The sequence below is a fragment of the Affinirhizobium capsici genome, from assembly GCF_977018625.1.
Genome location: NZ_CDRNXD010000005.1, coordinates 178387 through 204457 on the forward strand (window position 1 = coordinate 178387; position 26071 = coordinate 204457).

The 26071-nt window shown below is 54.9% G+C and carries 27 protein-coding genes; 7 read left to right on the forward strand and 20 right to left on the reverse strand.

From position 1 onward, the window contains the following. The first annotated feature begins 6 nt into the window (after positions 1 to 6). Positions 7 to 423, forward strand: coding sequence for a TIGR02588 family protein (locus AC0JZ1_RS16960; protein ID WP_471883627.1), 417 nt, complete (start codon positions 7 to 9; stop codon positions 421 to 423). Here the strand turns inward: AC0JZ1_RS16960 and AC0JZ1_RS16965 are convergent. Then, positions 420 to 1196, reverse strand: coding sequence for a DUF1194 domain-containing protein (locus AC0JZ1_RS16965; protein ID WP_471883628.1), 777 nt, complete (start codon positions 1194 to 1196; stop codon positions 420 to 422). The two genes, AC0JZ1_RS16960 and AC0JZ1_RS16965, sit on opposite strands and share 4 nt — an antisense overlap. A gap of 98 nt (positions 1197 to 1294) precedes the next feature. Further along, the gene (locus AC0JZ1_RS16970; protein WP_471883718.1) at positions 1295 to 1774 is read right to left on the reverse strand and encodes an Lrp/AsnC family transcriptional regulator; all 480 of its coding nucleotides are present in this window, start codon (positions 1772 to 1774) and stop codon (positions 1295 to 1297) included. 100 nt (positions 1775 to 1874) lie between these two features. On the opposite strand from AC0JZ1_RS16970, the gene AC0JZ1_RS16975 reads away from it, so the two are divergent. Then, positions 1875 to 3326, forward strand: coding sequence for an aminotransferase class V-fold PLP-dependent enzyme (locus tag AC0JZ1_RS16975; RefSeq protein WP_471883629.1), 1452 nt, complete (start codon positions 1875 to 1877; stop codon positions 3324 to 3326). 13 nt (positions 3327 to 3339) lie between these two features. Here AC0JZ1_RS16975 and AC0JZ1_RS16980 read toward each other — a convergent pair whose 3' ends face one another. The 5 genes from AC0JZ1_RS16980 to AC0JZ1_RS17000 form a co-directional block, all read right to left on the reverse strand. Next, entirely contained in the window at positions 3340 to 3876 is a 537-nt protein-coding gene (locus tag AC0JZ1_RS16980; RefSeq protein ID WP_471883630.1) for a gluconokinase, read from the reverse strand. Further along, on the reverse strand, positions 3845 to 4600 hold the full coding sequence (locus AC0JZ1_RS16985) for an SDR family oxidoreductase (protein WP_471883631.1): 756 nt from the start codon (positions 4598 to 4600) through the stop codon (positions 3845 to 3847). The genes AC0JZ1_RS16980 and AC0JZ1_RS16985 overlap by 32 nt, the downstream gene beginning before the upstream one ends. Positions 4601 to 4697: 97 nt before the next feature. Beyond that, entirely contained in the window at positions 4698 to 5756 is a 1059-nt protein-coding gene (locus AC0JZ1_RS16990; protein ID WP_471883632.1) for an LLM class flavin-dependent oxidoreductase, read from the reverse strand. 143 nt (positions 5757 to 5899) lie between these two features. Then, the gene (locus tag AC0JZ1_RS16995) at positions 5900 to 6319 is read right to left on the reverse strand and encodes an RbsD/FucU family protein (RefSeq protein ID WP_471883633.1); all 420 of its coding nucleotides are present in this window, start codon (positions 6317 to 6319) and stop codon (positions 5900 to 5902) included. Positions 6320 to 6397: 78 nt separating this feature from the next. Next, entirely contained in the window at positions 6398 to 6850 is a 453-nt protein-coding gene (locus AC0JZ1_RS17000) for an Lrp/AsnC family transcriptional regulator (RefSeq protein ID WP_471883634.1), read from the reverse strand. 107 nt (positions 6851 to 6957) lie between these two features. Here AC0JZ1_RS17000 and AC0JZ1_RS17005 point away from each other — a divergent pair, with 107 nt between their 5' ends. Beyond that, positions 6958 to 8028, forward strand: coding sequence for an ornithine cyclodeaminase (locus AC0JZ1_RS17005; RefSeq protein WP_471883635.1), 1071 nt, complete (start codon positions 6958 to 6960; stop codon positions 8026 to 8028). Positions 8029 to 8037: 9 nt separating this feature from the next. Here AC0JZ1_RS17005 and AC0JZ1_RS17010 read toward each other — a convergent pair whose 3' ends face one another. From AC0JZ1_RS17010 to pcaD, 6 genes are all read right to left on the reverse strand, one after another. Continuing rightward, positions 8038 to 9108 (reverse strand): glycoside hydrolase family 25 protein, encoded by a 1071-nt coding sequence (locus AC0JZ1_RS17010; protein WP_471883636.1) that lies wholly within the window; start codon positions 9106 to 9108, stop codon positions 8038 to 8040. 185 nt (positions 9109 to 9293) lie between these two features. Beyond that, the gene (locus tag AC0JZ1_RS17015; RefSeq protein ID WP_471883637.1) at positions 9294 to 10358 is read right to left on the reverse strand and encodes a 3-carboxy-cis,cis-muconate cycloisomerase; all 1065 of its coding nucleotides are present in this window, start codon (positions 10356 to 10358) and stop codon (positions 9294 to 9296) included. Positions 10359 to 10364: 6 nt separating this feature from the next. Further along, the gene (gene pcaG, locus AC0JZ1_RS17020) at positions 10365 to 10982 is read right to left on the reverse strand and encodes a protocatechuate 3,4-dioxygenase subunit alpha (protein ID WP_471883638.1); all 618 of its coding nucleotides are present in this window, start codon (positions 10980 to 10982) and stop codon (positions 10365 to 10367) included. A 2-nt stretch (positions 10983 to 10984) separates the two neighbouring features. Then, entirely contained in the window at positions 10985 to 11725 is a 741-nt protein-coding gene (pcaH, locus tag AC0JZ1_RS17025) for a protocatechuate 3,4-dioxygenase subunit beta (protein ID WP_471883639.1), read from the reverse strand. Beyond that, complete coding sequence (gene pcaC / locus AC0JZ1_RS17030; RefSeq protein WP_471883640.1) at positions 11722 to 12141, reverse strand: 4-carboxymuconolactone decarboxylase; 420 nt, start codon at positions 12139 to 12141, stop codon at positions 11722 to 11724. Before pcaC ends, pcaH begins: the two co-directional genes overlap by 4 nt. Then, positions 12134 to 12940, reverse strand: a complete 807-nt coding sequence (pcaD, locus tag AC0JZ1_RS17035; protein WP_471883641.1) for a 3-oxoadipate enol-lactonase — start codon at positions 12938 to 12940, stop codon at positions 12134 to 12136. The genes pcaC and pcaD overlap by 8 nt, the downstream gene beginning before the upstream one ends. A 91-nt stretch (positions 12941 to 13031) precedes the next feature. Between pcaD and pcaQ the strand changes: the two genes are divergently transcribed. After that, complete coding sequence (gene pcaQ, locus AC0JZ1_RS17040; protein WP_471883642.1) at positions 13032 to 13955, forward strand: pca operon transcription factor PcaQ; 924 nt, start codon at positions 13032 to 13034, stop codon at positions 13953 to 13955. A gap of 2 nt (positions 13956 to 13957) precedes the next feature. Here pcaQ and AC0JZ1_RS17045 read toward each other — a convergent pair whose 3' ends face one another. From AC0JZ1_RS17045 to pobA, 3 genes are all read right to left on the reverse strand, one after another. Continuing rightward, positions 13958 to 15160 carry an MFS transporter gene (locus AC0JZ1_RS17045; protein ID WP_471883643.1) on the reverse strand — a complete coding sequence of 401 codons (1203 nt, stop codon included), beginning with the start codon at positions 15158 to 15160 and terminating at the stop codon, positions 13958 to 13960. A gap of 7 nt (positions 15161 to 15167) precedes the next feature. Beyond that, a complete protein-coding gene (locus AC0JZ1_RS17050) occupies positions 15168 to 16217 on the reverse strand; it encodes an NAD(P)-dependent alcohol dehydrogenase (protein ID WP_471883644.1) in 1050 nt (349 codons plus the stop codon). A gap of 142 nt (positions 16218 to 16359) precedes the next feature. Beyond that, positions 16360 to 17529: a 4-hydroxybenzoate 3-monooxygenase gene (gene pobA, locus AC0JZ1_RS17055; RefSeq protein ID WP_471883645.1), complete on the reverse strand. Its 1170-nt coding sequence runs from the start codon at positions 17527 to 17529 to the stop codon at positions 16360 to 16362. Positions 17530 to 17645: 116 nt separating this feature from the next. Between pobA and AC0JZ1_RS17060 the strand changes: the two genes are divergently transcribed. Then, positions 17646 to 18530, forward strand: a complete 885-nt coding sequence (locus AC0JZ1_RS17060) for a helix-turn-helix domain-containing protein (protein ID WP_471883646.1) — start codon at positions 17646 to 17648, stop codon at positions 18528 to 18530. Positions 18531 to 18575: 45 nt separating this feature from the next. After that, positions 18576 to 18914 carry a hypothetical protein gene (locus tag AC0JZ1_RS17065; RefSeq protein WP_471883647.1) on the forward strand — a complete coding sequence of 113 codons (339 nt, stop codon included), beginning with the start codon at positions 18576 to 18578 and terminating at the stop codon, positions 18912 to 18914. Between the two features lie 14 nt (positions 18915 to 18928). On the opposite strand, the gene AC0JZ1_RS17070 is transcribed toward AC0JZ1_RS17065, so the two are convergent. Both AC0JZ1_RS17070 and AC0JZ1_RS17075 read right to left on the reverse strand, forming a co-directional pair. After that, positions 18929 to 19711 carry an SDR family oxidoreductase gene (locus tag AC0JZ1_RS17070; protein ID WP_471883648.1) on the reverse strand — a complete coding sequence of 261 codons (783 nt, stop codon included), beginning with the start codon at positions 19709 to 19711 and terminating at the stop codon, positions 18929 to 18931. 252 nt (positions 19712 to 19963) lie between these two features. Then, a complete protein-coding gene (locus AC0JZ1_RS17075) occupies positions 19964 to 20893 on the reverse strand; it encodes a glutaminase (RefSeq protein WP_471883649.1) in 930 nt (309 codons plus the stop codon). A gap of 184 nt (positions 20894 to 21077) precedes the next feature. Here AC0JZ1_RS17075 and AC0JZ1_RS17080 point away from each other — a divergent pair, with 184 nt between their 5' ends. Then, complete coding sequence (locus AC0JZ1_RS17080; RefSeq protein ID WP_471883650.1) at positions 21078 to 21737, forward strand: peroxiredoxin; 660 nt, start codon at positions 21078 to 21080, stop codon at positions 21735 to 21737. A gap of 738 nt (positions 21738 to 22475) precedes the next feature. Here AC0JZ1_RS17080 and rhaI read toward each other — a convergent pair. Together rhaI and AC0JZ1_RS17090 are read right to left on the reverse strand one after the other, a co-directional pair. Beyond that, positions 22476 to 23768: an L-rhamnose catabolism isomerase gene (gene rhaI, locus AC0JZ1_RS17085; RefSeq protein ID WP_471883651.1), complete on the reverse strand. Its 1293-nt coding sequence runs from the start codon at positions 23766 to 23768 to the stop codon at positions 22476 to 22478. A gap of 53 nt (positions 23769 to 23821) precedes the next feature. After that, positions 23822 to 25918, reverse strand: a complete 2097-nt coding sequence (locus AC0JZ1_RS17090) for a bifunctional rhamnulose-1-phosphate aldolase/short-chain dehydrogenase (protein WP_471883652.1) — start codon at positions 25916 to 25918, stop codon at positions 23822 to 23824. Between the last annotated feature and the right edge of the window lie 153 nt (positions 25919 to 26071).

Consider the following 26071-nt stretch of genomic DNA (forward strand, 5'->3'; position numbering starts at 1 on the left):
GGTGGAATGACGATCACGAACCGCCGAGACAAGACGCATACCGAAAGCCGAGATCCAGCATGGATCGAGTGGACCACAGGGCTTGTCTCTGCCATTCTCGTTATTGCGCTGATCGGCTGGCTTGCAACCGAGGCTGTCACTGAGGATGATGCTCCACCAAAGCTGTCCGTCACCGTCAATCACATCGAAAGGACTGGTGAACTTTATAGAGCCGATTTCTCGCTGGTAAATGAGGGGCCAACGACGGCCGCTGCAGTTCGCGTTGTTGGCACGGTGTCACAGCCGGGAACGGAGCCTGAAGAGGCAGAGGTAACGTTCGATTACGCTCCAGGCCAATCGAAAAGTGACGGTACGCTTTATTTCCGCAACGATCCCGCCGCCGGGACGCTCACTATTGCGCCATCTGGCTATACAGAGCCCTAACGATCGAAGAATTCACGCCATTGGTTTTCACCAATCAAGCAATCCGACTTAGGCTCTGACGCTACTTTCTCGATCGTCGGAGACGGCTTCACCCCGCTGACTTCCATGATAAGCTTGCGGCGAACCGCAACCTCGAAATCCTCTATTTGGCGGACGGGCAAAACGAATGAGCCCGGGCCTCCGCTCACGCAGTCCTTATAGTATTTATCCAACCCGCCACTCGTGCCAGACGGACGGATGGTCAAAGCCAAGCCATTAATGATGATGCCGGATGCAACCGCCATGTCTCGCGCTGGCTCCACAGGCGTACCAAGATTGTTCGGTCCATCGCCTGACACATCGATGACTTTACGAAGACCCTCGAAGCTATTGTGCAAAATACTGTCGGTGCCAAACAGGATCGCAGCGGAGATCGAGGTTCGGCGTTGGGTTATGATAGGGCGTGCCGCAAGCTTGGCAGCAAATGCCTTGGCATCCGCCTCGTTTTCAACAATCTGCCAATCGAGAAAAGAGGCAGGGTCGACCTCGCCTGCCCATTCGTAATAGCTGATGGCAATGCGGCCTATCAGGCCAGAGCGCACTGCATTGAGAAAATCGGGATGTTGGAGAGCGGCAACATAACCCTGCCGCTGTATGAGCATCTCCTCGTAATCCATGGAGCGCGAGGTATCCACGGCAAGCGCAAGCTCAACGTCCACCTCGTTGCCCGCCTTGGTTGAGGCAAGCGCTTGAAGAGTGGAAAGACCTATTAGAACTGCAAGTGTGGCAAGCATGGCGATCCTCACAAGCATTCAGTCTTCGAACTGTAACACAGGGCAATTGCCGCGCGACCTGCCTCTTGCGCTCCGATTTCACATTTCGGTGAACTCTGTCAGAGCTTCGTTAAATCTGTTGGCCGGTTCTGCAAAATGGCTTCCATCGAGAAAAAGCCCGTCACGGTCGAGAAGTCAAAGTCGGTGATCAGCTTTTGGTAAAAAGCATCGTAGCCCCGCATACCTCGGGTGACGACCTTGAGGAGATAATCCCAATCACCGCCAATCCGGTAAAAATCCACCACCTCAGGCAATTTCTCGACATGCTTGCGAAAGTCCTCGGACCATTCCTTTGAATGATGCCGCGTCCTGATCATCACGAATACGGTGAGATCCAACCCGACGGCTGGTAGATCCACCGCCGCTTGTGAGCCAGTGATAATACCGCTTTCCTGCAATCGCTGCAGCCGTCGCCAACAAGCATTTTGTGAAAGCCCTACCTGCTCTGCAAGCTCTCTTTGCGAAAGACTACCGTTGATTTGCAGGCAAGTGAGAATGCGTCGATCAATTGTGTCGATTTTTACAGAATCTTGGGTCATTTGACACACACTTTGAGAAATTTCCCACCATTTAGGTAAGGAAACCTCACCATGGCAACATCTATCATCTGCTCAAGCAAAAAAATCATAAGGGAACAACATGAACGAGCAGCAGAGTTCGAAACCCACCGGCCTTTTAGCCGCTTTCGAGCAGACACTGGCAACTGCCAACATTAGGGCAGAACTTGCAGAAGGCTTGGTAGGCCGACATGCCGAGATCGACGGGCCTTTCGGGAAGAAGCCGCTGGTCTATGCCGATTATGTGGCTTCAGGCCGCGCGCTGATGCAGATTGAACAATTCATTCTGGAAGAGGTGCTGCCCTTTTATGCAAACAGCCACACGGAAGCCTCTTACTGCGGTGGCATGATGACCCGCCTTCGTCGTGAAGCGCGCGCAAGGATTGGCAAGATATGCGGAGCCGATTCGCGCCATGCGGTGATCTTCGCTGGTTCGGGCGCAACGGCTGGCATCAATCGTCTGGTTCGCCTCTTCGGCGCTGAGAAAAAGCGGACGCTCGTGATCCTTGGCCCTTATGAACATCACTCCAACATTCTGCCTTGGCGCGAATGCGGTGCAGACATTATCGAATTGCCAGAAGGGCCAAATGGTGGACCCGATCCTCAGCACCTGAATGATCATTTGGAGCAGGCAAACGGATATGAGAAAATTATCTGCAGCTTCTCTGCTGCATCCAATGTCACAGGCATTGTTGCGGATATAGCAGGGCTCACACGGATTGTGAAAGACGCAGGCGCGCTGATGATCTGGGATTATGCTGGCGCGGGGCCCTATCTGCCCATCTCAATGGTGCCGCAGCAGGATGCAGAAATCGACGCGATCATCGTCTCGCCGCACAAGTTTATTGGAGGACCGGGAGCTTCGGGCATTCTCGTCGTCCGGCGCGATGCCGCTGAGAGTAACCTGCCCACTTGGCCAGGCGGCGGCACCGTTCGTTTCGTTTCCTCGCAAGGACATGACTACGCAGAAAGCCTGGAGGCAAGAGAGGAAGCCGGAACGCCGAACGTGGTGGGGGATATCCGTGCCGCACTTGCCTTTATCGTCAAGGAAGCGATCGGTTCAGAGCAAATGGCGGCTCGCAATGCGGAGTTGGTTCAACGCGCATATGCTGCGTGGAAGAACGATCCGATGATCGAGCTTCTTGGCAATCTGGATATGCCGCGCCTACCGATCTTCTCTTTCCGTGTGCGGGACGGCCACGGAGGCTATGTGCATCAGCAGCTTGCAACACGCATGTTGAGCGATCGCTTCGGCATTCAGGCGCGGGGCGGATGTGCTTGTGCTGGCCCCTACGTTCATCGCCTGCTGAACATAAGCGAGGAGCAATCCGCCCGGCTTCGCGCGGCTATTTTGGCCGGCGAAGAGATGGAAAAACCCGGCTTCGTGCGGCTCAATCTTTCCGTGCTGCTGAGCGACGAAAAGGTCGATTTCATTCTGCGCAGCGTTTCGCAGCTGGCAAGGGACGCCGATGAATATTCGCCGTTCTATGGCTTCGATCCAAGCCGTGCCATTTTTTTCCCGAAAGCCGCGTGAGCTCTCGTCACGATCAAACGTGGTAGACCTTGAGCTTTTCGACGATGTCAGTCACGACATCGTCGAGCGGCTGGTCGATATCAACAGTCACAGCGTGTTCATCGGCGCTCGGCACCTCCAAGGTGGCGAACTGGCTGTCGAGCAGCGATGTCGGCATGAAGTGACCAGTGCGAGCACCCATGCGGCCTTCAATCACCGCGCGGCTTCCAGCAAGATGAATGAAGATAACGGTTGCTCCAGCCTTCTCACGAATATGATCCCGGTAGACGCGCTTTAGCGCAGAGCAGCCGATGATCAGCGTACCATCAGCTTCACCGAGACGCTCCCCTACCTTGGTCAGCCATGGCCAGCGATCCTCATCCGTCAGAGGCTCGCCGCGGCTCATCTTTTCGATATTGGCCTGCGGGTGCAGATCGTCGCCGTCATAATATGTGGCATCCAGACGCTCCGCCAGCGCTTCGCCCACCGTGGACTTCCCAGAGCCTGCCACGCCCATGAGAACCATGCGCCGAGGCGCTTTAGAGAGAGACTGTGATTCCGCCATCGACATAAAGTACGTGTCCATTCACAAATGAGGATGCGTTGGAAGCCAGGAAAATGCAGGCTCCCACGAGTTCGTCCACCTTGCCCCAGCGACCGGCAGGCGTGCGCTTTTCGAGCCAGGCTGAAAATTGCGGATCAGCCATCAAGGCGGCATTCAGTGGGGTCTCGAAGTAGCCAGGCGCGATGGCATTGCATTGCAGTCCATATTTGGCCCAGTCGGTCGCCATGCCCTTGGTAAGGTTTGCAACTGCGCCCTTTGTCGCTGTGTAGGGCGCGATGCCGGGTCTGGCGAGCGAGGTTTGAACGCTGGCAATGTTGACGATCTTACCTCGCCCACGCTTGATCATGTGCCGCGCCACAGCCTGTCCAACATTGAAAACGGATGAGATATTGGTCCTCATCAACCGCTCGAAAGCATCTGCAGGAAACTCTTCCAACGGCCCACGGTGCTGCATTCCGGCGTTATTGACCAGAATATCCAGCGCACCTGTCTGCGCTTCGAATGCGTCAATGGCATCGCGAGCAGCCTGATGATCTGTCACATCGAATGGAAGGATTGCGACGCCGCCCAATTCAGCAGCGGCTGCCTTTAATTTCGCTTCATCTCGTCCGTTAAGAACGATGTCCGCACCGGCATCCTTCAAACCTTTGGCAAGGGCAAAACCAATACCTTGGGATGAGCCGGTGATGAGGGCGCGTTTCCCACTCAATTCGAAAAGCTGGATGCTCACACTATGTCCCATCGATTGTTTAAGTTCAAACTAGTGAGCATCCGCAATTATTCCAGCCTATCCATTGTTGAAAATGCAGAGGCTTGATTGAACCGCCCTAGAGAGGTCCGTGATCGATGTGGGGCAGCACATACCGCGAGAATAGGTCTGCCTCGCTTGCATGCGGATAGCCAGAGAGGATAAAAGCCTCAATACCCTCGGCCTGATAGGCCTTCAGCTTGGCCAGAACCTGATCAGGATTGCCAACGATGGCGGCACCGCAGCCTGAGCGGGCGCGACCAATGCCTGTCCAGAGATTTTCCTCAGCATAGCCATCATGGGCGGCCTGTTCCCGCAGTTCTGCCTGACGCCGAACGCCTGCCGATTGACTATCGAGCGACTTTGCGCGGATTGCCGCGCCTGTCGCATCGTCCAGCTTCGAGAGCAGCCGGTCCGCCGCTGCACGTGCCTCTTCTTCCGTTTCGCGCACAACCACATGCACGCGATAGCCGAAGCGGAGTTTGCGGCCAAGCTTGTCTGCGCGGCTGCTCAGATCCGAGATAATTTCGCGGACTGCTTCCATACGGTCGGGCCACATCAGGTAAACATCGGCACCGTGGGCGGCTGCATTTCGCGCATCTTCCGACAAGCCGCCGAAGTAGAATTGAGGGCACTGGCCGCTCAAAGTGGTGATGCGGGGCGCATCGACCTTGAGTTTCCAGAAATCACCGTCATGATCCACAGGCTGGCCATTGAGGAGCGTGCGCAGGATGGACATGGCTTCAATGGTCCGTTGATAACGCGGGCCGCTTGCCAGCACTTCGCCTGGAAGGTCGCTTGAGATGATGTTGACCGCAAGCCTCCCACCTGCCATCCGATCAATGGTGGCGATCTGCCTTGCCAGTTGTGCGGGCCACGCCTCGCCCATCCGGAGTGCCATCAATAGCTTGATGCGCCGGGTCAACACGGCCATGGCCGATGCAAAGGCTGTTGTATCAATGCCAAGCGCGTAGCCGGAGGGCAGCAGGATATTGTCAAAGCCACCGCTTTCAGCCTGCAGCACGATATCGCGACAGTGTTCGAAGCTTGATTGCAGTCGAGTATCGGGTACGCCCAGGAACTCATAGTCGTCGTCGCAAAGCGCGGAAAACCACGCGATTTCACAGCCGGATGTCATGCTAGCCTGGCCCTCCTTGGCATCAGCCTGGCTTGAATAACAGCCGCGGTGACGCCCCGTAAGAAATGCACATCTTCAAAGCAGGAGCTTTGGAGATTTTTCTTCGAAAAGAAGATGCGGAAACGAGACGCGCCAATCACGCCTTAAAGGCGGACAACGCCCTTCTTGAGAATGACGTTGCCATACAGGCGAGTTTCTCCCGTTTGCACGATGGCGAAACATTCCTTTGCACGGGCATAGAACGCAAATCGTTCGACCGTGCCGCATTTTGCGCGCTCGCCCACGATTGCACGAAGCTCTGCCACGGCTGGCGGCACTTCGGTGGGATTGCCCACCACTTCCATTGTATGCACCGGAATATCGACAAATTCATCGAGCGGCAGAACCGAGAGAATGGCTTTCGTTGCATCCGTTACGCTGATGCCATCGAGCCGAATGAGGCGTTGCGCATTCGTGGTGCCGGGAAAATTGGCATCGACCACAGCAATCTCGTCCCCATGACCCATAGCCCGAAGCGTATGAAGAAGATCGGGGGAAAGAAGTGGGTCAATATTGATCAGCATCAGCGAAGATCCTCCAGTGCATAACACATGCGGTTCGGGACGTTATGGTGAGGCCTCGGCGAGGTCAAGCGGAGCGATTTACAGGCTGCTGAGAAGCAGGCTCGTCTCGCTGTTGGTCACGCCATCGATCATACGCACCTCACGCAAAACACGGTCGAATTCCGCCAGATTTGCGGCGCGGATCTGGGCAATCAGATCCCAGTTGCCGTTGGTGCTATGCAGGCTGTGGATCTCGGTGATCCCGCGCAGTTTGCGAATAACTTGATTGGTTGTTTTGCCGGTAACTTCAATCATCATGATTGCGTGGATGGATTGTGCATCGAACTCCTCTCGCACCCTAACAGTGAAGCCGAGAAGAATGCCGGTCTCCTGTAATCGCTCAAGTCTGTTTTGTACCGTGCCACGCGCTACGCCCAGCACATCTGAAAGTTTGGATAAGGATGCACGGCCATCAATACGCAACTGGGCAATCAATTGTCGGTCGAGATCATCAGGCACATAGTGGTGGCGGGGGCCGCTGGTTATGGACATATTGCTTGGTTCCACTTCTCACTTTGCTCAGAGAGCTAACATATTTCACACAGCTTTGCCCTGTTTTGTGACCCGTGCCTGACTTTATCCTGTTTCGGGAAGAGGTCATGAAGGAGGAACTCATGCAGATTGCGCCGTCAAAGCTCGCCATGGTGCCGTTCGTCAGCGTCGAGAATATGATGCGCCTTGTCCACCATATCGGTATCGAAACTGTGTTGCGCGAATTGGCGGATGAGATTGAAGCAGACTTCCTGCGCTGGGGCTCGTTCGACAAAACACCGCGCGTGGGCTCGCATTCTGAAGATGGCGTTATCGAACTAATGCCCACCTCCGACGGCCAAATCTACAGCTTCAAATATGTGAATGGCCACCCACAGAACATGAAGCGCGGATTGCAGACCGTAACGGCTTTCGGTCTGCTGGCCGATGTGCCGACTGGCTATCCTCTCCTTCTGACCGAAATGACGATGCTGACGGCGCTTAGAACTGCGGCAACATCTGCCATGGCCGCCCGACACCTTGCGCCAGCAGGCTCCAAGACGATGGCAATCATCGGCAACGGTGCGCAATGCGAATTCCAGGCTTTGGCCATGCGTGCGGTTCTTGGCATAGAGCATGTAAAGCTTTTCGACATAGACCCGAAGGCGACCAAAAAGGCCGAAGCGAATTTGCGCGCGTCCAGCCTGAAGGTCACGGCCTGCACCTCCTCGCAGGAGGCAATTGAGGGTGCCGAGATCATAACCACATGCACTGCCGACAAAGCTTACGCGACCATTCTAACCGACAATATGATTGGCGCTGGCATTCACATCAACGCCATTGGCGGCGACTGCCCGGGCAAGACGGAGCTGCATCCCGACATCCTTAAGAGGGCAGACACGTTCGTTGAATATCCGCCCCAGACCTGGGTGGAGGGTGAAATTCAGCAAATGCCGAAAGATTATCCCATCACCGAACTTTGGCGCGTCATCGCAGGGGAAGCGATAGGCCGCAAAGAGGCAGGACAGATCACGCTGTTCGATAGCGTCGGCTTTGCCATCGAGGATTTCTCAGCGATCAGATATGTTCGCGAAAAAATTCGTGGGACCGATTTTTATCAGGACCTTGACATGATCGCCGACCCCGACGATCCGCGCGATCTTTTCGGCATGCTGCTTCGGGCGGGAGAGGAAGCATAAATTTCTGACTCAACCGCGACCGGAGGACCAGCGATGCCAGTCGGCCTCGCTACCGTAAAAGACGTTCAGATCGATCTTTCCGCTCACACCTTGGGAAAGCCCTGAGCCGGAATATTGCCAGAACATCCAGCGGCGGCCAGGATAAACCTGCGAAGGATGCTGGGCCACAGCACGCAGCCAGAAGGGATGGTTGGGGAAGGCACCGCGCAGGTTATCCGCATAGAAGTCTGGCGCCGTGTATATGATGGGGCGCTTGCCGTAATGCCGCTCCAGCATATCCATGAAGACCTGCATTTTCTCACGGATCTTTTCAGCGGACAAACGGCGCTTGCAATCCGAAAGATGGTTGTACTCCACATCGATGACGGGCGGCAACGCATCCGGGTCTTTCGGCACGTTGCGGATAAACCACTCAGCCTGCTCGCCAGCCGTTCGGCACCAATAGAAGAAGTGGTAGGCGCCCCGCTTGATGCCAGCATCTTTTGCGCCGCGCCAGTTGGTGCGGAACATGGGGTCGAGATGGTCGCCGCCATCGGTGGCCTTGATGAAAGCGAAATTGGCACCCTGCGTGCGCAGTGTTGCCCAATCTATATCGCCCTGCCAGCGCGATACATCAACACCATGAACAGCGTGATGACGAGGCGAAACCTTGCCGAAATTGATCGGCTTTGCATCCCGGAAGCGCTGGTTGTAGATGCGTGACCGCTTGGTAGACGGCGAGAGTGTCGGCTCCTGCGGCATCATCATCGCCACGGGACGAGCGCTTGGCACCGGCATTCCCACCTGGATGGGTTGCGCCTGTAAAGCTTGCGGCTGCGGCACATTGCCAGCCCATGCAAGTTCATGCGGCGCAGGCGTTTGCGCGGGTTCGCGCAGTGGCTGGGTCTGCGCCAGCTGTGCTTCGGGAACACGGGTTGCGGGCAGCGACTGACCCACAGCAGCGGGTGGGGTGATGCTTGATACCGCGCCAGTCGTCTCGCGTGATGGCGTCAGCGTCAACACCTCTTCGGTTCCGCTGGAACGGCAACCGGTCATGAGCACACAACCGAGAAGTATGGCAGTCAGAACCTTAGAACGCATCAACTCAACACTCTGTACGCGCAGGCTCCGTGACAAATGGATCACAGAGACCGTTACCAACGGGGAATGGCTAACAGAGCATTACCAGCAAATTCTAAATGCAAACTTTACCGATGGAACTGGCGGCGCGGCTCAAGAGCAGGTGGAACCCTCAAAACGCGAATATCAAGATAACTTCTACTTGATCAGGCTGGCTTATCAGTTCCAAGCGAGAGGATTTGTCCCAGCAGCCTATGGCTTAGCAGAAGCGACGAGCCGGTTGCCATCAGCATATCTGGCAGCAGCAACCATTCCAGCGTCCAGGCGGCTCCCGACCGTTCCTGTTCATGCACCAGAGCTTGATGAATACCAGAAAGTTGTACAGCGTTAAAGCGGGCAAGAGAAACCAGCGCTTCGGCAGCGACCGGGTTCTGCTTGTGGGCCATGGCGGAAGAGCCACCGCCGCCTGACATTTGAATCTCATCGCCCATTTGCGCCATGAGCGCAACATCCTGACCCAGTTTGCCGAGGCCGCCGGTAACCAGCGACAAAAGATTGGCAAGGTCGGCAATAATATCGCGCTGGCTCTGCCATTGAGGCTGATCTTTCAGGCCAAGTTCCGCTGCCAGCAATTGCCGAACTTCTCCTGCTTTTTCACCAAGCTGATCGAGGTTGCCTGCTGCACCGCCGAATTGAAGTGGCAGGCCACGCTCGATCATGTGGCCCAACCGCTCAAGATCACGCTGCAGAGGCGCTCGCCAAGAGGCAATGCGATCTTTGACCGTGATTGGAATGGCGGCTTGCATACGGGTAAAACCCATGACCTTGCGCGGACCAAATCGGTCACCCAGAGCATCCAAGTGCTCCAGAATGCCGGTTAATCTTGTCTTGAAGAGTGGCAGGATGACACTTAGACGCAGCATCAGGCTGCTATCGGTGACATCCTGACTGGTTGCACCAAAATGGACAAAGGCAGCAGCCTCGCCGCCCACGGCGGACTTAAGTTGCTTGACCAGCGTTGGGACGACGACGCCATCTTTTGCCACGCCATCCATTAGCGCCTGCATGGCAGGTTGGAATGTCCTGCAAGTGTTGACGATCTGGTGGCCCATATCGTCCGGCACAAGTCCAGCCTTCATTTCAGCAGTGGTCAATGTCTTTTCGAAGTGAAGCATGGCAGCAATATCCGCCTCCGCAGCAAGATGCCGTGCCGTTTCCTCATCTCCCAGAAGGCCAGAGAGGAAAGGATGTGTGAAGGCGGAAATGCTCATGGCGCCTCAGATGTCAAAGAAAATGGTTTCGTGTTCACCTTGCAGGTGAATATCGAAGGTCACCGTGTCGCCATCGCGCTTCCCAATCAAGGTGGGTACACGAACTCTATGTTCGATGCGCGCCAGCACCGGATCTTCCACGTTCGCGGCGTCTTCATCCGAAAAATACATGCGTGTGTGCAGGCCAATATTGATGCCGCGTGCCACGATCCACAACGTCACATGCGGAGCCATGAGCCTGCCATCGCGGAAAGGAACACGTCCGGGCTTGATTGTCTCAAATATAAACTCACCCGTGGTCATGTCGGCCGGACAACGCCCCCAGCCGAAGAAGTTTGGATCTGCTGTTCCTCGGGTTTCGCTCGGGCTGTTGTAGAAGCCGTCAGCGTCGGCCTGCCAAATCTCCACTAAGGCATCCTTCAACGGCGTGCCGGAGCCATCAATTACTCGACCGCGAATGATGATACGTTCGCCGCGCGTCTTTTCGTTGACCATTGGCCCAGAGCCGAGATCCGTTTCATAGACACCATGAATGCCTGTGAAGTTGGGCGTGCAGCCAATATGGACATAGGGTCCGGCTGTCTGGGAAGGAGACTCTTTCAAGTAGTTGAGGGGCTGCACCATGATCAGTTCCCTTCCTTCCGATTTTCGAAGAAGGTTGAGCGACGCCCGCGCAAAACGATATCGAACTTGTAGGCTCGCATGTCCATAGGAATCGTATTGTTCATGTCGAGCGGCGCAATAAGCCGTTTGATGGCCTCTTCATCCGGAATCGTCTTAACGATGGGACAAATCCAGATCAGCGGATCGCCTTCAAAATACATCTGAGTAATCAGCCGCTGGGCAAAGCCATGGCCAAATACGGAGAAGTGGATGTGCGCCGGCCGCCAGTCATTGACACCATTGGGCCAGGGATAGGGGCCAGGCTTGATCGTGCGGAACGAGTAATTGCCGTTTTCATCGGTTATGCAACGACCAAAGCCGCCGAAATTTGGGTCTAGCGGCGCAAGATAGGTTTCTTTCTTGTGGCGATATCGGCCACCGGCATTAGCCTGCCAGAATTCCACCAGTGCTCCGGCAACGCCGAGGCCTCGCTCATCGAGCACGCGACCATGCACCAGAATGCGCTGGCCGATCGCCATTTCGCCGGGCTTTGCATAGTTGACGATCAGATCATTATCGAACTCATTGATGATGCCGTGACCGAAGACAGGTCCGGTGATTTCACTTTTCGTGCCTTCAAGAGAAATCAAAGCGCGCTGGGGCGAGCGCAGCACTGATGTTTTGTAAGTCGGAGTATAGGCTGGCGGATGCATCTCGCGGTCCCTTGCGAAAAAGGGACTTGTTTCGGGCCTTGCGTTTTTCATGTGGTGATCTCCTCGGCATCCATGGATGCCCCCATTTCGGCGTAAACGGATTTTGCAATCTTGAACGCATGGTTCGCCGCCGGAACCCCGGCATAGATTGCTACATGAAGAAGCGCTTCACAAATATCCTCTTGTGTCGCTCCTGTATTCGCCGTGGCACGAATATGCATCGCCAGTTCCTCGTCCTGTCCGAGGGCGGCAAGAAGCGCGATGGTCACAACAGACCTTTCGCGTTTGGAAAAATGAGGGCGGGACCAGACAGTTCCCCATGCACCTTCCGTGATCATCTCCTGAAAGGCGCGGTCAAAATGGGTTTCATTTTGCACGGCCCGATCAACATGTGCGTTACCCAGAACCTGACGACGGGTCGCCATGCCCTGGCGGTATCGATCTGACTTCGCGGATTGGTCAACCATTGGAAACTCCTGGAACGGTCGAAAGGAAACGGCGCAGCAGACGCAAGAATTCTGCAGGCGCTTCTATGCAAGGCAGATGAGCCGCTTTCGGAATGATCTCGAACTGCGAATTGGGTATAAGTTCCGCTAATGAGCGCACAAGGTCTGGCGGGGTAGAGCCATCCTCCGCACCCACGACACACAAGGTAGGCACATTGATCCGACGCGCCGTTTCCGTGAAATTCGCATCGCGAATGGCAGCACAAGTTCCGGCGTAGCCCTCGGCGCTCTGCCTTACCAGCATTGTGCAGTAACCTTGGTAATCGGCATTTTCTGGCTGCCTATAGGGGGCTGTAAACCAGCGTGACATAATGGGTTCAAGGATGGAGCCAATGCCATTGTCCAGAACTGCGCGAATCCTGGTTTCCCAAAATTCGGGCGTCCCAATCTTGTGCGCCGTATCTGCGAAAAATATGCCCCGTACTAGATCGGGGCGTTTGTAAAAGATGCTGAGTGAAATCAATCCGCCGACGGAGAGGCCACATAGCACCACATCAGAAAGCCCATAATGGTCGAGCAGGCCAATGGCGTCATCGGCAAAATCGTCAATGCTATACGGCGGCTTGCCGAGATCGCTCAAGCCATGTCCACGCTTGTCAAAGAGAACGAGCGTGAAATCAGAGGCGAGTTCTGCTACCACCTGGTCCCAGATCCTGAAGTCTGTGCCGAGCGAGTTGATAAACAGGATGACCGGTTTCTTCGAGCCCAATCCATGGACGCGGTGATTGATCACCGTATCGCGTATGCGAACGAACTGCATGTCTTGATCCTCCATAATTGTTTATGACACTTCAGAAAAGGTTAGGTAAAATGAGTTTTTTCGGCTCTTGGCTTAACTGGGAGGTTATGTTTTGATTGGCTCGAGAATAAAGTATCGCCATTTGCAAACCTTCGTGGAGGTGGCAAGGCAGGGCAGCGTTGTCAAAGCCGCCGATCATCTCCACGTCAGCCAACCCGCAGTGACCAAAACGATCCGCGAGCTTGAGGAGGCGCTCGGTGTTGTGCTGTTTGAGCGCGATGGACGCGGTATCCGCATTACCAAACCCGGAGAGGTTTTTCTGCGCCATGCCACGGCGTCATTAACGGCTTTGCGCCAGGGGATCGATTCAGTTTCGCAGGACGACCTCGACAACGTGCCGCCTGTGCGCATTGGAGCGCTTCCTACCGTATCTACCCGTATCATGCCGCGCGCCATGTCGCTGTTTCTCGCAGAAGAAACCCGAAGCCGCATTAAGATCGTGACTGGAGAAAACGCGGTCCTGCTGGAGCAACTGCGGGTCGGTGAGTTGGATCTCGTGGTCGGAAGGCTGGCCGCCCCGGAGCAGATGGCAGGCTTCTCATTCGAACATCTCTATTCCGAACAAGTTTTATTCGTGACGCGGTCTGGTCACCCGCTGAAATCACACGGTTCGGTGTTTGATACGCTGGGAGAATATCCTGTGCTGATGCCTACCCGCGGCTCCATCATTCGGCCCTTCGTTGAACGCTTTCTCATCGCCAATGGAGTTGGCCCCCTGCCCATGCAATTGGAAACCGTATCCGACTCCTTTGGCCGCGCCTTCGTGCGCTCCAGTGATGCCGTCTGGATTATATCAAGTGGTGTGGTGGCGGGTGATATTGCCGATGGCGTATTCGAAGCGCTTCCGATCGATACAAGCGAAACCAAAGGCCCCGTCGGACTGACGCTAAGGGCTGATGCCGTTCCTTCGCTGCCTATGTCCATTCTAATGCAGACGGTTCGGGTAGCAGCGAAAGAAATCAATGGGTCATTATGAGGTTAGCGGCGTAGCCCCTTTTGCTCCACTGCAAAGAGGATAATGCCGAGGAGGCCGAGCAACGTTCCGAGAGTTGCGGTGCCGGTCCATCCGCCTGCGTGGTAGGTGATCGTGCCAAGCGTCGAACCAATAGCCCCGCCGATGAAGGCAGATGTCATATAGATCGCGTTAATCCGCCCCCGCTTTTCAGGTGCAATGGCAAAGATAATGCGTTGCGACACGATTTGATTGCCTTGGATGGCAGCGTCAATGAGAACGGCACATGCGGCAAGAAGAATAAGCGCGCCTGAAAGCACCGCAAAGCCTGAAATGGCGAAAAAGAGACTGAGCGTGACCATGGCACAGGCGGATACGGTAAGGCCAACGCCCCTATCCGCGAGGCGCCCAACAAGCGGTGCCGCAAGGGCCCCACCCGCACCGGCGAGCGCAAAAAGGCCGATCTGATGCTGGCTGAGCCTGAAATGCTCAGACAAGGCAAACGGCACAGCTGTCCAGAACAGGTTAAAGGCGCAAAACATGATGGCTTGATAAGCCGATCGCCAACGCAAGACCGGGATGTCTTTCAACAAGGTTGTCATGGAGCGAAGGATTGCGCCGTAGGAGGGCGCATTTTGTGGCTTTTGCTTGGGCATGATGAGCAAAAGCGACAAACCAATGATGGCCATCAATCCTGCGGACAGGAAAAAGATAGATCTCCACCCGAATGCCGCGGAAACGAAAAGCGAAATCGGGCGAGAGAGCATAATGCCTGTAAGGAGCGCCGCCATGACATTGCCGACCACACGGCCACGCCGTTCAATTGGAACGAGATGCGCGATGAAGGGCAGGAGAACCTGAGCGGCTGTTGAGGAAACACCAATCAGGAACGAGAAGACCAAGAAGGGAATGGGTGATGTCGCCATGCCCATGCCAATGAGACCCAGCATCGTCAGCGCGATATTGATCAGCACCAGCCGCTTGTTTTCAGCTCGATCTGCAAGGGAAACCAAAAAGAATAAGCCGATGCCATACCCAATCTGGGTGGTGCTGACCAAGGCACCGCCAAAATCCGAATTGATTCCGAGATCCGGTGCGATCTGGCTCACCAGAGGCTGTGCGTAATAAATGTTGGCGACGAGACCACCCACCGCCAACCCGACGACCGTGATCAACGCCGTCGACGGGGTGGCAGTTGTTGCCACTGATTGTTTCAGGCGTTGATCCATGGTCGTATCAAGCCTTCGGAAGTGTCGCCATGTCGATCACGAAGCGATAACGAACATCGCTCTTGATGACACGTTCATAGGCTTCGTTGACATCCTTAATATCAATAACTTCGATTTCGGCTGTGATGTTATGTTTGCCGCAGAAATCCAGCATGTCCTGCGTTTCCTTGATCGACCCAATCATGGAGCCGGCAAGGCTGCGACGACCTGGGATGAGAGCGAAGGCATGAACCGGCACCGGATGTTCCGGCGCACCGACGAGAACCATTGTTCCATCCACCTTCAAGAGGTTAAGGTAGGCGTTCCAATCGATACCAGCGCTGACGGTGCAGATGATAAGGTCGAAGGTGTTGGCAAGCTTCGTGAAGGTTTCTGCGTCGGATGTTGCGTAGTAATCCTTCGCACCGAACTTGAGGCCATCGTCCTTTTTGGACAGCGACTGGCTAAGCACGGTGATTTCCGCGCCCATGGCCGCACCAATCTGTACGCCCATATGACCGAGACCACCCATGCCGACGATGGCAACCTTCTTGCCGGGGCCAGCCTTCCAGTGGCTCAGGGGTGAGTAGAGCGTGATACCAGCGCAAAGCAGTGGAGCAGCTTTATCGAGCGGGAGATTATCCGGGATCGAAAGAACATAGCCTTCTTTCACGACGATATGGTCGGAATAGCCGCCATAAGTCGGGGTCGTGCCATCGCCTTCCACATCGTTATAGGTCTGAACGAGGCCCGGCAAATATTGCTCGTTGTCCAGATCGCGTGTCTGGCAATGGACGCAGGAATCGACAAAGCAGCCGACACCGACGTGATCGCCAACCTTGAACTTGGTCACATTTGAACCGACAGCGGTGACAACACCAGCAATCTCGTGGCCGGGCACCATGGGGAAGCGAGAATTGCCCCATTCGTTGCGGGCCTGGTGGATATCCGAGTGGCAGATACCTGAATATTTGATATCGATTACGACATCGTCCTCGCGCGGCTCGCGGCGCTCGAAGGTGAAGAATTCCAGCGGCTTGGACGCATCCGTTGCCGCATAGCCTCGTGCAATAGCCATGTCTGAACCTTTTGAGTGGGGTTGATCAAACGAAACTGCCCCTCTTCATGGGGCAGGCGATTTAGATAACGCGCCAATGTGGCAAACGGTTTGTTCGATCAGCCGGATTTATTGCACGATCCTCCAGAGCTTACGTGATCGCTTAATAAGGAAGGCCGACGTAATTTTCTGCCATGGCGGTAGAGGCTGCCGTGGAGTGGATGAGGTAATCGAGTTCAGCCTCCTGGATCTTCTGACCAAAATCACCCGTATCAGGGAAGCGGTGCAACAGTGTCGTCATTTGCCAGGAAAAGCGGACAGACTTCCAAACACGCTTTAGCGCGCGTTCCGAATAGGCATCGATGCCTGCTTCTGATGTCTCCTCGTAAAACTCGCGCAAGCCCTCAAAGAGATAATGCACGTCGCTGGCCGCAAGGTTAAGACCTTTGGCACCTGTTGGCGGCACGATATGGGCTGCATCGCCTACGAGGAAAAGGCGACCGAAACGCATGGGTTCGGCCACGAAAGATCTTAGGGGCGCTATGGACTTTTCAAAAGACGGGCCAGTAACAAGCGCCTCCGCATGGTGCGGTGGCAGGCGGCGGCGTAGCTCATCGAAAAAGCGGTCATCGCTCCAATTCTCAACCTTGTCGTCCAGCTCACATTGAACGTAATAACGGCTGCGTGTGTTGGAGCGCATGGAACAAAGCGCAAAACCTCGCGGATGATTGGCGTAGATCAACTCGTGGCTGACGGGCGGAATATCCGCCAAAATGCCTAGCCAGCCGAAAGGGTAGATCTTTTCATAGGTCTTGATTGCCGTTTCGGGAACAGACTTGCGGCTAACGCCATGAAAACCATCGCAGCCCGCTATGAAATCGCAATCGATCCGATGAGACACCCCGTCCTTCTCGTAGGTCACGTAAGGGGCGTTACCTGAAAAATCGTGCGGTTGTACATCGATGGCATCGTAGATCGTGAGCGCATTGGAGGCTTCCCGCGCTTCCATGAGATCGCGCGTCACTTCCGTTTGCCCGTAGACCATGACCTGTTTGCCGGTCAGGCTGTGAAGATCGATGCGATGGTCACGACCATCGAAGGCCAGAGAATAACCATCATGAGGAAGGCCCTCGGCGTGCATGCGCTCGCTGACGCACGCCTTTTCCAACATGCCAACTGTACCCCACTCCAAGACACCAGCCCGCACGCGTCCGAGGATATACTCCCTATTGACTCGATCGATGATGACGTTGGCGATACCGGCATTGGTCAGCAATTGACCCAGGAGCAATCCGGATGGACCTGACCCGATGATAACGACTTGTGTTCGCAATGAAGCCTCCCAACTTGCAAATGTCAGGAAAACTTGCCGCTGAGCTTCGCGGTAAACAATGGACAAATCATCCATGTTTCAGCACAAATCGAACATTGTCATTGGAGATCCCGTCTGTGGCGAACGTGCCCACCTACGCACTTTATGGAGAGAAATCACTCCTAGAACAGGGTTTCTGGTTGCATTGCGAGACAATTCTGTCTCGAAGCAGGGCCTACCGCTTCGAGATCAGCCTGCATCGCCACGAGCATTTCTTGCAATTCTTGTACATTCGCACTGGATCTGGTGATGCGTTGTTTGGTCAAACGGCAATCTCCCTCAAACCACCCTGTGTGATTGCCGTTCCAGCCGGCCTTGAGCATGGTTTCCGGTTTTCCAAGGACATTGATGGTTTCGTGGTGACGCTTCTGCCGGAACGGCTTAACCGAATAGACGAGGCTGCACTTACAAACTGGCTGCGGCAGCCGCTCGTTCTTCCCGTTGATCTCGGTGCGGCAGACATGGCCTATCTAGATGCGACATTTCTGCGGATTGCCGCAGAATATGACGATCAACTTCCCGGCCGCGACGATGTTCTCGGCGCACTTGTGGCAAGTGTGGTTGCCATTCTTTCGCAGCGCATTGCCCCACGAAAAAACAGCGTGACCGAAGATGCTGGCTCCAAACGGTTCAGGATGCTTCAGCAACTGATTGCTCGTCATTATCGTCAGCATCTCTCCGTCGAGCAGTATGCGCAGATGATGGGCATGTCTGCCACGCATTTGAATCGCATCGTTCGCAAGACAATGGGTCAGAGCACCCATGATCTGCTCACGGAGCGGCTCATGGAAGAGGCATGCAAGGAGCTTCTTTTCACCGGCTATAGTGTACAGCAGATTTCTGATAATCTGGGCTTCACCGATCCTGCCTATTTTGCTCGTGTCTTTCGTCAGCGCATGGGCATGACGCCACGGCAATTTCGCGAAACGGAAACACAGCGTATACGGAACAAAGAGGCGTAAACTCCGGTTACACAGCCAGATAACCCATAACCGGAGTGTCACAATATGGCGGAACACCTGCACGAAGCTTCTAGCAACGGACATTTGGATGTTGGCGGTCAACAGTCGGCAGTCGGCTATAAGCTGGTCGCAAAACAGCAGGAACACGGCGATGTCCAAATTGCCATCAGCGTCATGGCACCGCGAGATTGGCTGCTGAAACAGGGCTTTAAGCGGGACGCCACTCTCATACGCAAAGACGGCTCCAGACTGCCCGTTTCGTTTGACGGTGAATTGGATGTATCGGACAGCATTTCAGTGTCCCTGCGCGCCAGCGATCAATCTTTCCCCACGCTTGATGCGGCAGAAGCGGAATATCCAGAGCTTTCCGCTGCCGCCCAATAAGCGATGAGCCTCACCTAGCGCAGCAGTCCCTGACCACCATCGACGTAGACGTCTGTGCCTGTCACATGCCGTGCGGCATCGGAAACGAGAAAAGTGATAACTTCGGCAACGTCTCGTGCTTTGCCTGCTTCGCCATCCGTAATTGGAATATCTCCTTGCGGCCACTCGACAGCGATCTCGGTTTCCTCAACATCGCGCCGATTGGTGTTATCTTCAATCTCGGTTTCGATCTTGCCCGGGCATACAGCGTTGATGCGGATATGATGCTTGCCGAGCTCAAGTGCCAGTTGCTTGACCATGGCAACCTGTGCGGCCTTGGTGGCGGAGTAAGCTGTCGCACCCGGGGAGGTAAAGGTGCGGTTCCCGTTGATGGATGACACAATGACAATGGCGCCACTTGATTGACGCTTCAGATGCGGCACGACTTTGTGCAGAGTGAGATAGGTGCCACGCAAATTAACAGAGATGGTTTTGTCCCATTCTTCCGGCTTCAAATCGTCAATAGGTGCCCAGACACCGTTAATACCGGCATTAGCAACGAGGATATCAAGCCCTCCGAAATGGTCGACTAGCGCCTGCACCGCTTTACCGATCTCATCTTCTTTCGAAACATCGGCTTCGAAAGCTGCAGCTTGGCCGCCAGCGACACGAATTTCATCCACCACTTCTTCAATTTCGCTGCGGGTTCGGCTGACTAAACCGACTTTTACACCAGCCTTGGCCAATTCAACTGCCGCGGCGCGACCAATGCCGGAACCTGCTCCGGTAACGAGAGCGATTTTCGCTTTTAACGCCATGCCTAAACCTCTTTCTGACTGCGAGAGACTGAACGGGTTTGGAGGGGCGTAGTTCCTTAACCGGCTTCCGATGGCAAACAGTATCGATGTCGAGAGAGGAGCGTTATATCAACACTCCTCTCTCTGCCGCATCTCCCAGAAGGGAAGAATTTGTCTTGGAGGGATGCCGCAAACATGGGCCGGCTCGACGCAAAGGCAACGGTTAAATTTGACAAAAATAGCGCTGTTGCAAATTTGTCAGTAAGCGAGGTTTTAGCCGCCGAAAACAGACCATCCGGTTCGAGCGGCCAACGCTTCAAGCGCCAGTGACCCGACGAGCGAATTGCCATTGTGATTGAGCCCCGGAGACCACACGGCCATGGCAGCCTTTCCCGGCGCGACGGCCATAATACCGCCGCCGACGCCACTCTTTCCGGGCAGTCCGACATGATAAGCAAAGTCGCCTGATCCATCATAATGCCCGCAGGTCAACATCAGTGCGTTGATACGGCGCGCACGCTGGCTGGAAACAACGGTATGTCCCGTGAGGGGGTTTTTGCCATTGGCTGCCAGAAAAAGGCCTGCCCGTGCCAGCTGCGTGCAACTCATCGCAAGCGCGCATTGGTGGAAATAAACTCCAAGCACATGATCAACCGGATGGTGTAGCTTGCCGAATGATTTCATGAAATTGGCAAGCGCCAGATTTCGAAAGCCTGTTGCTGCCTCGGACTTTGCAACTTCGGGGTCTATGGCAATGCTTGGATCATCAGCCAAGTATTGAACAAAACGCACGATTTCCCCAATGGCTTCGCGCGGAGTATGACCCGCCAGAACAAGATCGCTAACGACAATCGCACCGGCATTAATGAACGGGTTGCGTGGCTTGCCGCCTTCATGTTCCAATTGAACAATTGAATTGAAGGCCGATCCGGAAGGTTCTCGCCCTACCCTGTTCCAGGTTGCTTCACCCCATTTTCCAAGCGCCAGAGTAAGTGTAAAAACCTTAGAAACGCTTTGGATCGAGAATGCCTCGTCGCAATCACCTGCTTTGAATATATTGCCTTCAAGATCAATCACGGCAATGCCGAACTTATCTTGATCCACGCGTGCGAGAGAGGGGATGTAATCCGCCACCTTTCCCTCGCCCGTGCGCGGCTTCAACGTATGATGAATGTCTTCCACAAGAGCCTGAAGATCAGTCATGAAAGGGCGAACTCCGCTTCGAACCTGGTTTGCCTCTATGACCTATAGCCACCCTTTCCTGCAAGCCGGAAACCGGGGATGAAAATTTTCGCAAATCAGCAGTTAAAGCAATCGTCTCTCTCGAAACATCCTGCCCTTGGCTTATCCTGCCCATACTGCAATCAAAACCTATGGAGCACGCCCCGTGTCGCTGCGCATCAACGATATCGCCCCGGACTTTACGGCAGAAACCACCGCCGGCCAGATCAACTTTCATGAATGGATCGGCGATGGTTGGGCGGTTCTTTTCTCTCATCCGAAAAATTTCACGCCGGTATGCACCACTGAGCTTGGTACCATGGCGGGGTTGGAAGGTGAGTTCGCCCAGCGTGGCGTCAAAATCATCGGCATTTCCGTTGATCCTGTCGAGAGTCATGGGAAATGGAAAGACGATATTCGCACGGCGACCGGCTTCGACGTCAACTACCCATTGATCGGCGACAAGGATCTGAAAGTCGCCAAGCTTTACGACATGCTACCCGCCGGTGCCGGTGATAGCTCTGAAGGCCGAACACCGGCTGACAATGCCACCGTTCGTTCGGTTTACGTCATTGGACCCGACAAGAAGATCAAGCTGATCCTGACTTATCCGATGACGACTGGCCGCAATTTCAATGAAATCCTGCGCGCTATTGATTCCATTCAATTGACAGCCAAGCATCAAGTCGCCACTCCGGCGAACTGGCAGCAAGGGGACGATGTCATCATCACAGCCGCGGTTTCCAACGAAGATGCCATTGCGCGCTTCGGTTCGTTCGATACCGTCCTGCCCTATCTACGCAAGACAAAGCAGCCTGCGGGCTGATAAGTTGTTGGAATATCCCTCTTTAGCCACGAACTTGACCGCCGTGTGTGACGGTTAAGTTTGTGCATCTATCCCAAACTCTCTGCCGAGCATAACTTTCGTCAATACGCCTGATCGGCAGGCATTTGTGCCAAAAGATATTGCAAGGCTTCTATCCTGCAAGTCGATGGCTAGGTCGGATACAACAGACTGATCGGAAGCTATTCCTGACCGAAGACCGCATTGAGATCGACACTAACAGCGTTGGGCGGACCATCCGGTCGATTGCGCTCAATCGCAGGAAGGCACAGTTGGATCGATGAGCGTTTACCCTGGAATTTCCCGTTGCACGATCGTCAAGTTGTTTGCAACGCGACATTCAGACCGAGGCCAAGAAGGATGGTACTACCGAGTAGCTGGACCAGCTCTTGTGTTCGGCTAGACTGCCTAACCTTCTCGATGATCAGCCCAGCGAGGAACACTTAAAAAACGTCAGCGACCATCAATACATTGTTCACGATTGCTCCCAAGCTGCAAGCTGTGTTCACAGCAGCAGGCCTGCGATAGCATCATGCGATGCCGCACTGTGGTGAACGCAAATGATCAAGACGTCAATCGGAGCCAAGGTAGGGCGTCCCTTTGCGGTTTGACAGCACTTCACGAAGCATCATTCTCTCTAAAGAGATGTTTGATGCGGGGCAGGGATACCGCTAACCGTACTTCCTCATTCTTGCATCTCTGCCCGGCTTGCGCAGTTGATCAAACAATGCCCCCCGACCCGCCCTTCACTGCCGGGCGCTCTGCTGCAACGCGTGCGCGATAGCCGCTGGTCCGATAGGTAGCGACGGGATCGATCGCACCGCCTGCACGCCGACGCGCTTCGGCCAAAATTGGCTCTACGTCTGTGCGATAGGCCCGCTTCAAGGTTTCCGTTGCCATGAGGGCATCGTTTTCATTCTGGAAGCCTTCGAGGCTCAGGCGATCCACCAGCAACGCCTGTGCATAGGCGCGGCGAATTTCGTTGGCCGAGGAAATCAGGCTTTCGATCGGATCGGTGACGTTGTGGCTCTGGTCGATCATATGGGCAGGATGGAAACCCTTCACTCCCCGATGTTCGGCGTCTACCAGCTCGTTGAACACGAGGAACAGCCGGTAAGGTTCGATTGAACCTGCATCAAGATCGTCGTCACCGTACTTTGAATCGTTGAAGTGGAAGCCACCCAACTTTCCGAACTGAATGAGGCGAGCCACGATCATTTCGATATTGGTATTCGGCGCATGGTGGCCGAGATCGACAAGGCAAAAGGCCTTTTCACCGAGCGTCTGCGCGATCAGGTAATTTGTTCCCCAATCCTGCACCACCGTCGAATAAAAGGCGGGCTCATACATCTTGTGTTCGGAGAACAGCCGCCAATCATCCGGCAGTGCCGTGTAGATGGCGCGCATGGACTCCAGATAGCGCTCGAACTGACCAGTGAAATTAGACTGCCCGGGGAAGTTGGAGCCATCGCCGATCCAGACAGTCAATGCCTTCGAACCAATTGCATCACCGATTTCGATACATTCCAGATTGTGCTCGACAGCTTGTGTGCGCGTACCTGCATCTACGTGGCTGAGCGAGCCGTATTTGTAGGAATGCGCTTGGTCAGGCGCGTCCGAGAAGGTGTTCGAGTTCATGGCATCGAAGCCAAGGCCGAGAGCCTCGCCTTTCGCCTTCAGGTCTTTCGGGTCTGCCTGATCCCATGGAATATGCAGGGAGACCGTCGGTGTTGCCCGTGTCAACTGCTGAATAACACTGCAGTCTTCAAGCTTGTCGAAGATATTGCGAGGTTCACCGAGACCGGGAAAACGGGCAAAACGTGTGCCGCCCGTGCCGACGCCCCAGGAGGGGACAGCAACGTAAAATTCTCTGACCTTTTGGGTGATGGCATCGATATCGATATTGCCGCGCGCGAGCCTTTCGCCGAGCGCAGTATAGTCCGAATGATGTGCCGCGGCGCGCTTATCATTCTCAGCAGCGATCACATCGCCGGAAATTTTCAAGTCTGTCATTGGTTCCTCCCGTCAAAAGCCCCTGCCCGCCTCAGCGGGCAGGTCGTTGGGTTTCAGCGTGTGAAGCTCTGGGCGTTGCCGGCATCCACATTGATGATGTTGCCGGTGGATTTGGCTGAGAGGTCTGAAGCCAGGAAATAAATGGCTTCGGCAATATCTTCCGGGAAAACGTTCAGCTTCAGCATGGAGCGCTTGCGATAATGCTCCTCAAGATCAGTAACTTCGATCTTGGAGGAAGCCGCACGCTGCTCACGCCACTCGCCGTTCCAGATTTTTGAGCCGCGCAGCACAGCATCCGGGTTCACTGTGTTTACGCGGATACCGGCATCTGCACCTTCCAGCGCCAGGCAGCGGGCCAGATGAATTTCCGCAGCTTTTGCAGTGCAATAGGCTGAAGCATTCGGTGACGAAGCCAGACCGTTCTTAGAGGCAACGAAGACGATGTTGCCGCCGAGGTTCTGCCGACGGAACAGTCGGAAGGCTTCGCGAGAAACCAGGAAATAGCCGGTCGCGAGGATGTTGATATTCTTGTCCCACATCGCAAGCGTCGTCTCTTCCACCGGAGCGGACGACGCAATGCCAGCATTCGACACAAGAATGTCTACGCCGCCGAATTCAACGCAGGCTTCCGAAAAAGCCGCATTCACAGCATCTTCCTTGGTGACATCAAGTTCCACGGAACGCACCGAATCCGCGCTGTACCGCTTGGTGAAATCGCCCTTCGCTTCACGCAGCGCCTCGGCATCGATATCCGCCAGAACCACACATGCGCCTTCCGCCATCAATCGTTCTGCGGTTGCGCGACCAATACCACCTGCACCGCCAGTTACCAAAGCAACGCGGCCTGCAAGGCTCTTCGGCTTCGGCATCCGTTGAAGCTTTGCTTCTTCCAATAGCCAGTATTCAATGTCGAAAGCCTCTTGCTCAGGAAGCCCCTGATACTCCGATACCGTGGACGCACCGCGCATGACATTGATAGCGTTGACGTAGAACTCGCCTGCGATCCGCGCTGTTGCCTTATCCTTGGCGAAGGAAAGCATACCCACGCCCGGAACCAGGAAAATAACCGGGTTCGGGTCTCGCATTTTCGGTGAATTGGCGTGCTTGCAGGTTTCATAATAGCGCGTGTAATCGGCGCGATACTCTTCCAGAGCCTTGTCGAGCCCGGCGATTACGGCATCAACATCCGGCTTTGTCGGATCGAAATCCAAAATCAGAGGGCGAATCTTGGTGCGCAGGAAATGGTCCGGGCAGGAAGTGCCGAGCGCACCCAGTGGTTTCAGTTGCTTGGAGTTGACGAATTCCAGAACCGCATTCTGATCATCGAAATCGCCGAGCTTGCGCTCCGCTTTGCCGATACGGCCACGAATTTCCGGCATTAGCTTGGCGGCAATCGCGCGGCGCTGGGCAGCAGGCAGGCTTTCTGTAACCGGGCCGCCGAAAACGACCTTGCCTTCGGTTTGCTTGGCAAACCACTGGATAGCTTTGTTGATGATAGCAAGCGTCAGTTCGTAGCAGTCCTTGGCGTCGTTCGCCCACGTAAAAAGGCCGTGGCTTTCCAGCACAACGCCTTTGGCAGTCGGATTTGCCTTGACGAAGGCTTCAAGGTCCAGACCCAGTTGGAAGCCAGGACGCCGCCAAGGCAGCCAGCCGATGTCAGCGCCAAATATTTGTTGTGTCAGTTCCTTCGAATTCTTCGAGGCTGCAATGGCAATAATCGCATCTGGGTGCATGTGGTCCACGTGCGTGAAAGGCACGAAACCATGTAGCGGCGTATCAATGGAGGCAGCACGCGGGTTCAGGTTGAACGTGCAGTGGGGCAGAAAGCCGACCATGCGGTCTTCATCATGAACGCCCTGATATATACCTTTGAGCGCATCCAGCTTTTCCTGGTAGAGGGTAGCAAAGCCGTCGAGCTTGATGGTGCCGACATCGCCGCCAGAGCCTTTGACCCGCAGCACCTGCACCTTTTGGCCGGTGAGCGGATCGGCTTCCATCACCTTGGCGGATGTGTTGCCACCGCCGTAATTGGTGATGCGCTTGTCGGCTCCCAGCAAGTTGGAACGATAGAGCAGCTTCCCAGGCTCATCGAGTTTCGCAGCGTAAGCGTCATCCCACCTGTTTTCGAGAAGGCTGGTGTGGCTCGACATGGCATATCCTCCCAAGATTTCGTAGTGCTTGGCTCGAAAGGGGCAAGCATCTCCTGGACGCAGGATATCGCGCATGCTTCGCGCCGTTGTCAATCACAAACGATCATAAAAAATCATTGTGCGCTGCAATATAATCTTTTTTGATCGTTTGTG